Here is a 12,258-nt window from a genome sequence, read left to right on the forward strand (position 1 = left end):
TGGGGGTTTTGTCTTTGTGGCCTTCTTTAATGCCTCGATGATTATTCCCCTTCATCCAGGTTGTCGATGTGCTGGAATCGCTCGACCAGAAAATCAATCAGGCTGCGAACCCGGGCCGAGAGATGCAACTGCTGTGGATAGACTGCATAGACATCCGCACGTGTCGGTGTCTGGTCTTCCAGCACCAGTCGGAGCCGCCCGCTGCGCACATAGCGGGCAATGTCCCACTCGGCCCTGAGCAGTATTCCATAGCCCTCCAGCGCCCAGTTCAGTGCTACCTCGCCGTCATTGCAGCCCAACGCTCCGCGCACCTTGATGTTCTGGGTTTTCCCGCCGTTGGTAAAACTCCATACGCCGTGTGGGGTTTCGTTTTGCCTGAGGAATATGCAGTTGTGCTGTTGCAGATCCGACAGGCGCTGCGGAACGCCATGACGCTCCAGATACAACGGCGAGGCGCATAGCAAACGACGGTTTGAGGCGATCTTGCGGGCATGGAAGGCCGCATCCGGCAGAGTGCCGAAACGAATCCCCAGGTCGAAGCCATGGGTGGCCAGATCCAGTGGGTGATCGCTGATTTCCAGTTGTATTTCCACTTCCGGATAGCGAGAAAAGAACGCTGCCAGCGCAGGGCCGATATGACGGCGACCAAAGCCCAGGGATGCGTTGACGCGAATCAGGCCCTTTGGCGTTGCACGGCTGCTGCTGACCAACTGCTCGACTTCATCGATCTGGGTCAGGATGCGGGCAGCATGAGAAAAGTACAGCTCGCCCTCGGTGGTGAGGCTCATCGAACGGGTAGTGCGGTTGACCAGGCGCACACCGAACCGGGCTTCCAGTGCGCTGAGCCGCTTGCTGACGGCGGGCGGTGTGATGCCAAGCTCTCTTGCCGTGGCGGCAAGGCTGCCCTGATTGGCCAGCAAATAGAAAAAAGACAGATCCAGAGTCTGATTCATTCGTAACTCAAGGTTATGTATGTAGTGATTTTGATTAACTCACAGCTTTGTAGTCACTACATATACTCCGCTCACGTCCTGCTGAACAGCTTGTTCCGCAGTTAAAACAAGAACGTATCAAGAGTGGAGTTGACCATGAGTGCATACAAGATTGCTGCAGTTCCAGGTGATGGCATCGGCGTCGAGGTGATTGCCGCAGGTGTCGAGGTGCTGCAAGCCCTCTCGAAAAAGTCCGGATTTGAAATCAATGTCAAAGACTTCGACTGGAACTCGGATAACTACCTGAAAAACGGTTACTACATTCCCGAAGGCGGTCTTGAAGAGCTGAAAACCTTCGACGCTATTTTCTTCGGTGCAGTGGGTGCCCTGAACGTACCCGACCACATTTCCCTCTGGGGCCTTCGCCTGCCGATCTGCCAGGGTTTCGACCAGTACGCCAACGTGCGTCCGGCCCGTGTTCTACCGGGGGTCAAAAGCCCGCTGCACAATGGCGACCAGATCGACTGGGTAGTAGTACGTGAAAACTCGGAAGGAGAGTATTCCGGCAATGGCGGTCGCGTTCACAGAGGCTTGCCGGAAGAGGTCGCCACCGAGGTCTCGGTCTTCACCCGTGCCGGTGTCGAGCGCATTCATCGCTTCGCGTTTGAACTGGCACAGAGTCGTCCGCGCAAGCATCTGACCATGGTCACCAAGTCCAATGCCCAGCGTCACGGCATGGTGCTGTGGGACGAGATTTTCTATGAGGTCGCCAAGGATTTCCCCGACGTCAAAATCGACAAGGAACTGGTCGATGCCGTGACCACGCGCATGGTGCTCAAACCTTCGACGCTGGACGTGATTGTCGCCACCAACCTGCATGCCGATATCCTGTCCGATCTGGCTGCTGCGTTGTCCGGTAGCCTGGGTATTGCGCCGACTGCCAACCTCAACCCGTCGCGCAAATTCCCGTCGATGTTCGAGCCCATTCATGGCTCGGCTTTCGACATCACCGGCAAGGGTGTAGCCAACCCGATCGCCACCTTCTGGACTGCAGCCATGATGCTTGAGCACCTGGGCGAAGCGGCTGCGGCGAAGCAATTGATGTCGGCCATTGAAGCGGTTACGGAAAGCGGGCTGCATACGCCCGACCTGGGAGGCACAGCCACGACCCGGCAGATCACCGATGCGGTAATCGAACTGATCAATCGTTGATTGTGTGATGGATTCAAGCCCGGGAGAACGCCTCCCGGGCTTGAAGAGCGGGGTGGTGAGATTTCACCACCCGCATGCTTCGGCGCGATTATTCAGCCAGTGCCGGAGCTTCTTCCTGCTTCACTTCTTCACGGCGACGGATGTACTTCCAGTCCGCCTCATCGATATAGATACCGTTGGGACCACTGCCGCCTTCCAGGTCGATGGCCACATGCGCCGAGACTTGCGGCTTGACGCTCGCCAGGATCGGTACAAAGCCCAGTTGCAGACTGGTTTCCAGCAATGCCGCCTGGTTCTTCTCGTCGATGTCGGCCGCTTCGTCCAGGTAGTACGGCAAGCGCACACGTCCGGCCTGGTCGCGATCCATCAAGTGCAGCAACAGATACATGTTGGTCAGCGCCTTGATGGTCATGGTCGTACCGTTGGACGCCGCACCATCGATATCGGTGTGGATAACTGGTTGGCCATGCACCTTGGTGATCTCGAACGCCAGCTCGAACAAGTCTTTCAGGCCAAGCTGGTTGTGATTGGCCGCAACCAGTCGTGCCAGGTATTCCTTGGCCTCTTCGTTCTTGTTGTCCTGCTCGGCGCTTTGGCTCAGGTCGAAGACCGACAGGGTCTCACCTTCTTCATACTGACCGGCGCTGTGGATGATCTGGTCGATATGCTTGAGGGCTTCCTTGTTCGGCGCGAGGACGATACGGAAGCTGGCCAGGTTGGAAACCTGACGTTTGTTGATCTCGCGGTTGAACAGCGCCAGTTGATGCTCAAGGCTGTCGTAGTCGCTGCGGATATTGCGCAAGGTACGGGCAATGTCCGTTACTGCGGCACGTCGCGCCTTGCCGAGGGTCAGCGCTTCGTCGGTGCGGTGCGCATAGGCGTTGATCAACAGTTGCAGGCGACGCTCGACGTCTTCCTCGCTGTCGAACTTGGCGACACCCTTGAGACGAACCTGGGCATACAGCGCTTCGATCTGCCCGTCGCTGCGCAGCAGGCTCTGCCAGCTGTCCTGATAGTCATTGAGCAGCGGCAGCAGGTTATCCATGGAGTCGTCGACCGGGTCCATGAACGGCGTACCGAAAGGCATGTCGGCAGGCAGCAACTGGCGACGGCGCAGGGCGTCATCCAGTGTGCGTTGCTTGGCTTCCATGTCGCCGATCTGCCGGGCGACCAGTTGCAGTTTGGCGGACAGTTGCTGGACGCGCTCGGTGAAGGCATCGCTGGAGCGCTTGAGTTCGTCCTGGGCGGCCTCCTGCTGTGCCAGCTCTTCATGCTTGCCGGTTTCTTCGGCGCTCAGGGTCTCGCAGCGACGATAATCTTCCAGGGCCTTTTGTGCATCGAGCACCTGCTGGTACAAGGCCTCGGTCCGGGTCTTGCTGGCTGCGCGGTCGGCGGCGACAGCCTGCTGGGTTTTCAGTTGCTTGAGTTCTTTTTCCAGACGTTCTTTCTGGTCGCGCAATGCAGCGCGGTCAGCCAGCGCCTGCAACGCCGGCGGCTCGATATGCGAAAGGTTGATCGACAATCCCGGTACCTGGAATTGATCGCCCTTGAAGCCGTCGAGGATGGTTTCCAGGGATTTTACCCAGGCGTCGCCATCGTCCAGCGCAATGCCTTGCTCGCCCAGTGGCAGGCTGAACAGCGCACTGTTGAACAGGCGCATCAGACGCTCGACATCCGGTTGCGAGAACTCTTCGCGCAAGCGTGCGTAGCTGTTGTTGTCGGCGTGATCGAGTTGCTGCTTGACCGACTTCAGGCGTTTTTCCAGATCGCGCAGACGTTCTTCCAGGTCCTCGGCGCTGAACTGCCGGGACTGGGCCAGCGCACCGGCCAGTTCGTCGTGGGCATCCTTGGCAGCAAGCAATTGTTGCTCCAGGACCTTGACGTCATCGACCAGTGCGAAGCGGTTCTTGAGTACCGCAAGCTCGCCGATCCAGCGCTGAATGCCGCTGATTTCACGCTCCAGACGCATCAGCTCCTGAGTGCTGCTGCGCTGGTCATTCTGCATTTCGTCCTGCTGGGCGCGGTAATGCTCAGCCTGGATCACCAGCTCTTCCTTGCGGGCGCTGGAGTAGTCCGACCAGGTGCCGAGCAGCGAGTCCAGCAACGGTGACAGGCGATGCAGCTTGCCGCGCAGGATATCGCGCTGCTTGACGCCGGCGGCCAGGGCTTCGACCAGCGGGCCGGCAAGCACCAGCGAGTTGTAGTCCTGCTCCATGCGTCGCACATCGCGGAACGCTTCTTCGCATGCGGCGATGTAATCGACACTGCCGGAACGCAGGCTGTGCTCGAAGGCATCGAGGAACAGTTGCTTGAGTTTGGCAGCAGTGATTTCGCGCATGTGCAGCAGGTTGATGAACAGCGCGCGGAAGGTCTTGAGGCTCTGTTCGCTGGTCGAGCGCAGCGGAATCAGCGTCAGGTCCAGCGGGATCGAGGTGTGTCCGCCGACCAGCAGGCGCCGCAATTCGTCCGGCTTCAATTCGTAGGCTTTCAGGCCTTTGCTTTCCAGGTTGCTGAACAGCTCTTTCTGGCGCAGGCAGGTATCGTTCTTCTGGTAATGGCCCAGATCCAGTTCACCGGCATAGGCGAAGAACTGGTGGCCGAAGCCGCCGCCCGGGCCGCGGCCGACGACGCCGATCACATGTGGGCCATGGGGCAGGGAAACTTCCACCAGAATGTAGCTGGTGTCGGAGGCAAAGTAGAAACGGCGGGATTGTTCCAGGCTGTACTTGCCGAAACTCATGTCCGACATGCGCGCCAGAATCGGGAACTGCAGTGCGTTGATCGACGCACTCTTGCCCAGGTTGTTCGCGCCGTACACCGACAGCGGGTTTTCCAGCGGGAACAGACCGAGGCTGTAGCCTGCGGTATTCAGCAGGGCAAAACGGCGAATGCCATAACGTTCCTGGCTCATGCGCCCATCTCCTGTTGTTCTTCAGCGATTGCGCGGGCCAGGGCCTGCTCCTCGGTTTCTTCGGCGAATTCAGCCAGATCCAGCGGATCATCGGTCTGCAGCAGTTTTTCGTCGCTGTCCTCGTCGATCAGGATCGGCGTTGGCAGAGGCAGGTCGCTGTGCAGGCTGGCAGCCAGGTCGCGGTCCTGCTGAACCGACAGGCATACGTCGAGGAAGCGGTGCATCGGCGGCAGGAAGCGATAGATGCCGACCTCTTCACTGGCGAAACCCAGTTGAGTCATGCGACGCATGATCTTCTCTTCGAGTTCTTCCTGAGTCTGGACTTCAGCCTGCAGGAACAGATCGCGGTATTTATCCAGCATCGATGGCAGTTCATCGCGGCCCAGAGTGCCGCCATCGAGCACAGCCATCGGGTCACGGCCCTGATCGGCCAGATGTTCGACGAGGATGAACGTGAACAGCGCCAGACGTTGCGCAGTCTTGTTTACCTGTGCAGCAGCCAGCTCCGGAACGAAGTAGTAGAAGCCACGGGTATCGCAGACCAGCTCGAAACCCAGTGCCTTGAACAGCGTGCGGTACTGGTCCTGGGCATTGGAGAGTTGGGCATACAGCTCCGGGTCGCGGCGGCTGATGTGGTAGCCCTTGAACAGCTCGCGAAAGATCGGCGCAAGCTGGGACATTTCGGAAAGATCAAGATGCATGAAGGGTGCTCTCGGAATTCTCTGGCTGCTCGTCTCGGGTCGAGAGCAGGGCGAAGGAGCGCAGGCTGACGCGGTGCTCCTGAGTGAAATACTCGCGACGTTCAAGGCGTTCACGGGCGAAACGCTTGTCGCGTGACAGGCGCGAGAACCAGTACAGCAACTCGTCGGTGGCGCCGTTGGGTTCCTGCTCCAGCAACCAGACCATCAGGTCCGGCATCGGCAGGGCGTCTTCGCAGCGTTCGAGCATTTCCTTGACGGTACGCGGTGCCTGAGGCGCAGCGCCCTTGCGGGTGGTGCTGGCCTTGGGGAATTTCGCCGGCTTGGGTTCAAAGCGCGCCAGGGCGTAGACATAGGCCTCGACCTGGCTGGCGCTGCCCAGGAAGGTGCTCTGCGGACGGGTAAACATCGGCATCGCCGCTTGCGGCACGGCATCCAGCCCCTTGCGGCGGATGGCCGACAGGGCCAGCGCCGCACCACGGGTCACGGCGTTATGGCGACGGGCTTCTTCGCGCAGCGGCAGTAGCAGTTCGCGGGCGTGGCGCAGGGTGAGCTGGGCGCTGGTCTGCATTTCCAGGATGCGCGCATGGGTGCGCAGCAGCATGTCGTCGTCGACCAGATGGCCAAGACGCTGCTGTTCGGTCAGCAGGCGCAGCAGAACATTCTCGACCTTGCGCACACCTTGCTCGAATGCTCCGTCGGCGTTGACCAACTGGATCATCGGCTCGACGTATTCGTCCCAGGTCGCCAGTACTTCGGCGTAGCGCTGGCGCAAGGGGATCTGCCGTTCACTGGTCTTGGCCCGATCGGCCACGGCGACCAGTGCCTGTTCGTCGTTGGCGAGCTTCTTCAGGACATCGCGCACGCGCATGTCCAGCAGGCGCAACTGGCGGGCCAGGTCGTTGGCGTCGCGAATGTCGAAGGCGTCCTGAATGTAACCGGCCAGCCGCTCCAGATGGCGCAGGTAGGCTTCGATTTCCAGGCACAGGCCCAAACGGTGCTCGCGGCGCAGATAGGACAGGAAGTCATGGATCTGTGCGTTGAGCTCGAAACGGTTCGGGCTTTTGGCGACAGGCACCAGAATGTCCAGGCGAATCCATACATCCAGCAGGTTGGTGATGTCTTGCGCGGTACTGTCCAGCTGTTGAGCGGCCAGTTGCAGGCGCAGTTCGCTCAGGCTCAGGGTGCCTTGGTCGAAGTGTTCGCATAAAGGCTCGAGGAGCGCCCAGTGCTCGGCAAGGGCGCGCAGGACGCGCTTGGGTTCGATCATTGGTAGGCCGACTGTTGGCAAGTGAAAAGCAGCGATTGTACTGCATCAGCCACCCAAGATTTCATCTCCCGGCGATCAACTGCGGCGCGAAACTGCGAACAGCGCTAGAATTGCGCGCTTAACTTATCCACAGGTGGCCGACCTTTGCTCAACGAGTCCCGTCGCCGCGCCTATTTGACCGCCATGCAGGTGGTCAACTGGCTGCCGCGCACTGAACTGCCTTTCGCTGCTCCGTCCCGTCCGGAGCTGCTCGCGCCGTTGCCGGTCGAGGTCGAAAGCGTTGCACCTGTCGTGCCTGAAGCGCCGGTTGCGGCCCAGGCTCCGGCAGCGTCGAGCGCCGTGGCGGCGGCACGTTCGTCCGAGCGGCCGAAGATCGAAGTGCCACGCCCATCGTCAGCCAGCAAAAGCCTGCCGGTGGCGGCGGCCGAGGAAGCCGTTGTGGCGCCGGTCAAGGTGGCTGTCGTGCCGCCACCGCGTTTTTCCTTGCAGTTGCTGCGCGCCGGACGTTGCCTGTTGCTGGTTGAACTGCCTACCGGGCAGCCTTTCCAGAGCCGCGATCCGGCTTATCTGTTGCTCAAGGACATGTTGCGCGCGGCCGGTTTGCCCGATAACCCGCAGATCATCGGCGAGCCCGTACGCTGGCCGCTGCTGGTACGCGGGAACATGGACCAGGGGCCTGAGGCGGCGCGTGATTTTGTGCAAGGCTTTGTTGCCGCCCAGCTTGAGGACGAGCCGTGTACCTGCCTGTGGCTGATCGGCCAGCCTGCGGTGCGCTTTGCCGGCGAGGCCGAAGTGGAAGCGTTCAACCGTGAATTGCAAGTCGAAGGCCTGGGGGCTGCCTGGGCGCTGCCAGGGCTGGAATTACTGATGGACGAGCCGCAACGCAAGGCGGACGTCTGGCAAGCCATGCGTCGGCTGATGGCGCGCTGGAAATCGATAGATGAGTGACGCAATAACCTTTCGGCCGATGACCGAGGCCGATCTGGATGCCGTATTGAAGATCGAATACGCCGCCTTCAGTCATCCCTGGACGCGAGGGATATTCCTTGAAGGTCTCAAGAGCTATGAAATCTGGCTGATGTTCGAGGGGGCGCAACAGGTCGGGCATGGCGTCATTCAGATCATCATCGACGAAGCGCACCTGCTCAACATTACCGTCAAACCCGAGAGCCAGGGCCGTGGCCTGGGCTTGCGCCTGCTCGATCACCTGATGAAGCGTGCCTACCAGCTCAATGGTCGTGAATGCTTCCTGGAACTGCGCGACAGCAATCGAGCTGCCTATCGGTTATACGAAAACTATGGCTTCAACGAGATCGGCCGTCGCCGCGATTATTATCCGGCGGTGGGCGGTCGTGAAGATGCGGTGGTCATGGCCTGCACGCTTCTGGAATAACGCCCGTATTCAGGCGACAAGATGTGATGGCACTGCGTGACTTGCAGAGGGCGACACCAGTCATAGAGTGGCATCATTATCGAGGCGTCATAGCATGAACGATCTACAAGACCTGATTGATAACAACGAGCGTTGGGCCGATGCGATCAAACAGGAAGACCCTGAGTTCTTCGCCAAGCTGGCTCGCCAGCAAACCCCGGAATATCTTTGGATCGGCTGCTCGGATGCGCGCGTTCCCGCCAATGAGATCGTAGGCATGTTGCCGGGCGATCTGTTCGTACACCGCAACGTGGCCAACGTTGTGCTACACACCGACCTGAACTGCCTGTCAGTCATTCAGTACGCTGTCGATGTACTGAAGGTCAAACACATCCTCGTGACCGGGCACTATGGTTGCGGTGGTGTGCGAGCGTCCATGCAGGACCGTCAGTTTGGCCTGATCGATGGCTGGCTGCGCTCGATTCGCGACCTGTATTACGAAAAGCGTGAAGAGCTTGCCCAGTTGCCGACTGAGGAAGAGCAGGTTGACCGGCTGTGCGAACTCAACGTGATTCAGCAGGTGGCGAACGTCGGACATACCAGCATCGTGCAGAACGCCTGGCATCGTGGCCAGAGCCTGTCGGTGCATGGCTGCATCTACGGCATCAAGGATGGTCGCTGGAAAAGCCTGAACACCACCATCAGCAGCCCTGAGCAATTGCCACCGCAGTATCGCCTGCGTCCGTTGTAATTGTGTGGGAGCGGATTCATCCGCGAAGATGCCAGCACATCCGCAATAAATACATTGTCTGAAATGCTGTCATTCGCGAATGAATTCGCTCCTACAGGTTGTGTACTGTTACAACACAAACCTCTGCACCATCATGTTCAGGTCCGTTGCCAGCATCGACAATGCATTGCTGGCGACTGTGGTCTGTTGTGCGCCGGACGCTGTCTGGCTGGACAGGTCGCGGATACTGCTCAGATTACGATCCACCTCGCCAGCCACTTGTGCCTGTTGTTCTGCGGCGCTGGCGATGATCAGGTTGCGGTCGTTGATGGTGGTGGTCGAACTGATGATCACGGTCAGCGCTTCACCGGTGGCGGCGGCCTGTTCCAGTGTCTGGTTGGCTTGCGTGGCCGTGTGGCGCAGGGTGTTGGCGGTTTCCTGAGTGCTCTGCTGAACACCGTTGATCAGTTCCTCGATTTCCGTTGTCGAGGCGCTGGTGCGTTGTGCCAGCGAACGCACTTCGTCGGCGACGACCGCGAATCCACGTCCGGCTTCGCCTGCCCGTGCGGCCTCGATGGCCGCGTTGAGCGCCAGCAGGTTGGTCTGGTTGGCGATGGCGCGAATCACATCGAGAATGCTGCTGATGTTTTGAGTCCGCTCGGCCAGACCTTCTGCCTGGTGGGATGAGTCCAGCACATTGCTGGTCAGTTGCTTGATCGAGCTGATGGTCGCCGACAAGCGCTCCCGGCCCTGCGCTGCGGCCTGGTTGGAGGCTTCCGATTCGGTCACGGTATTGCTGGCATTGCCGGCCACTTCCACCGCTGCCTGGCTCATCTGATTGACGGCCACTGCCGCTTGTTCGATTTCGTTGTTTTGCAGTTGCAGGTTAAGCGCACTCGCCTCGGCAATGGTGCCCATTTCCTGTACCGATTGAGACAGCTGCGCGGCTGCGGCATAAATCTGGTCGATCGTCCCGTGCAGGTTGCTGCGCATGCGCCCCAGCATGATCAGTAACTGGGCCGGTTCATCCTTGCCCTGAGGAATGGTCTGCTCGGTCAGATCGCCATCGGCAATGGTGTTGGCGATGTGCAGGGCGTAGCGTACCGGATGAATGATACTCACGCTCAGGCGCCACGCCAGCAGCAGGGTCAATACCAGAGCCAGCGCAATGGCGCTGAGGGCGATGATGCGGGTCTGGTTGTAGCTGGCGCTGGCGGCATCGACGGCCGCAGCGGCACTTTGCTTGTTGAGTTCGCGCAGCAGTTGCACCTGCATGTCCATCAGGTCGCCCTGCAGGGCCAGCATGGTGTTGGAAAGCATCCGGGCCTCGTCCAGCTTGCCCTGCTCGATCAGTACGATTTCGTCCTGCAGGCCGGGCATGAACGCCTTGTAGGCATCCTGCAGGGCAATGATCGAATCATGCTCGGTGCCTTCGGGGACGCGAGCCAGGTAGTCGGTGAAACCCTTTTCGACCTCGTTCCTGAGCTGTTCGACATTGATCTTGCTGTTGATCACTGCGCCGGGATCGTCAGCGTTGGCGATCAGGCGCGTTGTCTCACTGCGCATCTTCACCAGGCCAATGGCAATCGCATCGGCCATCGCAATACTGGGCAGAGCCCCGCTTTCCACTGCCTCTCCCTGATTACGAATATCCTGCATCTGCAGCAGACAGAAAGCTCCCAGCGCTACCATCAAAAACGACGTCAGGCCGAAACACAGCACCAGGCGCGAAGTGATCTTGAAGCGGCGCAACACCATCGTTCCGGATTGCTGACGCAAAAAACGAGGCAGGAATTTTTTCACAGCGAACAACCTCTATAAGACGGGTATCTCGAAGGAGCCGTTTATAAGGCAGTTATGTGATGTCTTTATGACATCTGCGGAGATTCTGGCGTCAAGAATCTGCTGAGCCTTTCAAGGGCGCTGTGACAGCTGGGGCGCGCCGATTTCCTCCATCAGTTCATCGAGACAGCGCTGTAGGCGCGCATGCCTGACCTGGGCCATTTTCGAGCCGGTCGGGGTCTGGAAACTATCGGCCAGATGCAGCAGCTTGGTGTGAAAGTGATCGACGGCAAAACGCTTGTCGTCGTAAGGGCGCTCGCTGGCGTGAGGGTCCTGCGGATCGTAGAGGGCACTGCCCATTCGCCCGGAAACATAGAACAACCGGGCCACGCCGACCATGCCCAGAGCGTCGAGCCGGTCGGCATCCTGCAATATCCGGGCTTCAAGCGTCGCCGGAGCAATGGCCGCCGAAAAACTGTGAGCTTCGATGGCATGAGCGACGGCGGCGATTCTGGTCGGATTCCAACCCATTTCGGTCAGCAGGTCGGTGGCTCTGGAAGCGGCCAGCCGTGAAGCGCTGGAGCGAAAGGGCGAGTCCTTTTCCACCGATACACAGTCATGCAGCAGTGTCGCCGCCAGCAGGATTTCCTGATCTCCGCCTTCATGATCGCGGATGGCGCAGACGTTCTTCCAGACTCGCAGCAAGTGAGAGATATCGTGGGATCCGTCGATCCTTTTCGCCTGGGTGTGCGGTATCAGCAGTCTGGCGAAGTCCTCAAAGGGCGTGAAAGCAGCGTATGTCATCGAGAAAATCCTGATGGGATTTGTGTCAGTAAAGCACCATAGGGAATGACGTTCGAGCGCCATCCCCCTAAAAACGGAAAAGCCCTTTATAATCCATGGTTTTTCCACCTCGATGCGAGAAACACTGTGAGCTTACCGTCCTGCCCGAAATGCAATTCCGAGTACACCTATGAAGACGGCGCAATGCTGATCTGCCCGGAATGCGCCCATGAGTGGTCTGCGGACGGCGACAGTGCAGAGTCTGCCGATGACGTGAAAGTCATCAAGGATTCCACCGGTAACGTGCTGCAGGACGGCGATACCGTCACCGTGATCAAGGACCTCAAGGTCAAGGGCTCTTCGCTGGTGGTCAAGGTCGGCACCAAGGTCAAGAACATCCGCCTGGTCGACGGCGATCATGATATCGACTGCAAGATCGACGGCATCGGCGCCATGAAACTGAAGTCCGAGTTCGTCCGCAAGGTCTGAGCCGACCGGCACTTCGCTTGATCCCGACGCCCCGCTGGTCGCTTCCCGACCGCGGGGCGTTTCTGTTTTCAGTGGCAGC

The 12,258-nt window shown here is 59.3% G+C and carries 11 protein-coding genes and 1 pseudogene; 5 read left to right on the forward strand and 7 right to left on the reverse strand.

What is annotated here, in order from left to right:
* Positions 1-41: 41 nt before the first annotated feature.
* The gene (locus tag ALQ04_RS13735; protein ID WP_122316300.1) at positions 42-953 is read right to left on the reverse strand and encodes a LysR family transcriptional regulator; all 912 of its coding nucleotides are present in this window, start codon (positions 951-953) and stop codon (positions 42-44) included.
* A gap of 135 nt (positions 954-1,088) precedes the next feature.
* Here ALQ04_RS13735 and ALQ04_RS13740 point away from each other — a divergent pair, with 135 nt between their 5' ends.
* A complete protein-coding gene (locus ALQ04_RS13740) occupies positions 1,089-2,144 on the forward strand; it encodes a tartrate dehydrogenase (protein WP_122316301.1) in 1,056 nt (351 codons plus the stop codon).
* Positions 2,145-2,232: 88 nt separating this feature from the next.
* Here ALQ04_RS13740 and mksF read toward each other — a convergent pair whose 3' ends face one another.
* Genes mksF through mksB form a run of 3 tightly spaced genes read right to left on the reverse strand, consistent with a single transcriptional unit; the run spans position 2,233 to position 7,023 of the window.
* Positions 2,233-5,055, reverse strand: a complete 2,823-nt coding sequence (gene mksF / locus ALQ04_RS13745) for an Mks condensin complex protein MksF (protein WP_122316302.1) — start codon at positions 5,053-5,055, stop codon at positions 2,233-2,235.
* On the reverse strand, positions 5,052-5,756 hold the full coding sequence (gene mksE / locus ALQ04_RS13750; RefSeq protein WP_122316303.1) for an Mks condensin complex protein MksE: 705 nt from the start codon (positions 5,754-5,756) through the stop codon (positions 5,052-5,054). Before mksE ends, mksF begins: the two co-directional genes overlap by 4 nt.
* Complete coding sequence (gene mksB / locus ALQ04_RS13755) at positions 5,746-7,023, reverse strand: Mks condensin complex protein MksB (RefSeq protein WP_122316304.1); 1,278 nt, start codon at positions 7,021-7,023, stop codon at positions 5,746-5,748. The genes mksE and mksB overlap by 11 nt, the downstream gene beginning before the upstream one ends.
* A 144-nt stretch (positions 7,024-7,167) precedes the next feature.
* Between mksB and ALQ04_RS13760 the strand changes: the two genes are divergently transcribed.
* From ALQ04_RS13760 to can, 3 genes are all read left to right on the forward strand, one after another.
* Positions 7,168-7,971, forward strand: a complete 804-nt coding sequence (locus ALQ04_RS13760; protein ID WP_122316305.1) for an energy transducer TonB — start codon at positions 7,168-7,170, stop codon at positions 7,969-7,971.
* Positions 7,964-8,416, forward strand: a complete 453-nt coding sequence (gene rimI, locus ALQ04_RS13765) for a ribosomal protein S18-alanine N-acetyltransferase (protein ID WP_122316306.1) — start codon at positions 7,964-7,966, stop codon at positions 8,414-8,416. The genes ALQ04_RS13760 and rimI overlap by 8 nt, the downstream gene beginning before the upstream one ends.
* A 94-nt stretch (positions 8,417-8,510) precedes the next feature.
* The gene (gene can / locus ALQ04_RS13770) at positions 8,511-9,146 is read left to right on the forward strand and encodes a carbonate dehydratase (RefSeq protein WP_122316307.1); all 636 of its coding nucleotides are present in this window, start codon (positions 8,511-8,513) and stop codon (positions 9,144-9,146) included.
* A gap of 108 nt (positions 9,147-9,254) precedes the next feature.
* Here the strand turns inward: can and ALQ04_RS27680 are convergent, their stop codons facing one another.
* The 3 genes and pseudogenes from ALQ04_RS27680 to ALQ04_RS13780 form a co-directional block, all read right to left on the reverse strand.
* Positions 9,255-10,130, reverse strand: a complete 876-nt coding sequence (locus tag ALQ04_RS27680; protein ID WP_409077257.1) for a methyl-accepting chemotaxis protein — start codon at positions 10,128-10,130, stop codon at positions 9,255-9,257.
* A 207-nt stretch (positions 10,131-10,337) separates the two neighbouring features.
* Positions 10,338-10,883, reverse strand: a pseudogene (locus ALQ04_RS27685) (MCP four helix bundle domain-containing protein); the annotation flags it as partial.
* A 156-nt stretch (positions 10,884-11,039) separates the two neighbouring features.
* Complete coding sequence (locus tag ALQ04_RS13780; protein ID WP_122316309.1) at positions 11,040-11,711, reverse strand: HD domain-containing protein; 672 nt, start codon at positions 11,709-11,711, stop codon at positions 11,040-11,042.
* Between the two features lie 126 nt (positions 11,712-11,837).
* Between ALQ04_RS13780 and ALQ04_RS13785 the strand changes: the two genes are divergently transcribed.
* Positions 11,838-12,179 carry a zinc ribbon domain-containing protein YjdM gene (locus ALQ04_RS13785; RefSeq protein WP_122316310.1) on the forward strand — a complete coding sequence of 114 codons (342 nt, stop codon included), beginning with the start codon at positions 11,838-11,840 and terminating at the stop codon, positions 12,177-12,179.
* Positions 12,180-12,258: the final 79 nt, after the last annotated feature.

The organism is Pseudomonas cichorii (genome assembly GCF_003700275.1).
Lineage (GTDB): Bacteria > Pseudomonadota > Gammaproteobacteria > Pseudomonadales > Pseudomonadaceae > Aquipseudomonas > Aquipseudomonas cichorii_B.

Coding starts and splice junctions, on each gene's coding strand:
- ALQ04_RS13740 (WP_122316301.1), top strand. CDS start 1,089: ATGAGTGCATACAAGATTGCTGCAGTTCCAGGTGATGGCATCGGCGTC.
- rimI (WP_122316306.1), top strand. CDS start 7,964: ATGAGTGACGCAATAACCTTTCGGCCGATGACCGAGGCCGATCTGGAT.
- ALQ04_RS13780 (WP_122316309.1), bottom strand. CDS start 11,711: ATGACATACGCTGCTTTCACGCCCTTTGAGGACTTCGCCAGACTGCTG.
- mksE (WP_122316303.1), bottom strand. CDS start 5,756: ATGCATCTTGATCTTTCCGAAATGTCCCAGCTTGCGCCGATCTTTCGC.
- mksB (WP_122316304.1), bottom strand. CDS start 7,023: ATGATCGAACCCAAGCGCGTCCTGCGCGCCCTTGCCGAGCACTGGGCG.
- can (WP_122316307.1), top strand. CDS start 8,511: ATGAACGATCTACAAGACCTGATTGATAACAACGAGCGTTGGGCCGAT.
- ALQ04_RS27680 (WP_409077257.1), bottom strand. CDS start 10,130: ATGCTGGGGCGCATGCGCAGCAACCTGCACGGGACGATCGACCAGATT.
- mksF (WP_122316302.1), bottom strand. CDS start 5,055: ATGAGCCAGGAACGTTATGGCATTCGCCGTTTTGCCCTGCTGAATACC.
- ALQ04_RS13735 (WP_122316300.1), bottom strand. CDS start 953: ATGAATCAGACTCTGGATCTGTCTTTTTTCTATTTGCTGGCCAATCAG.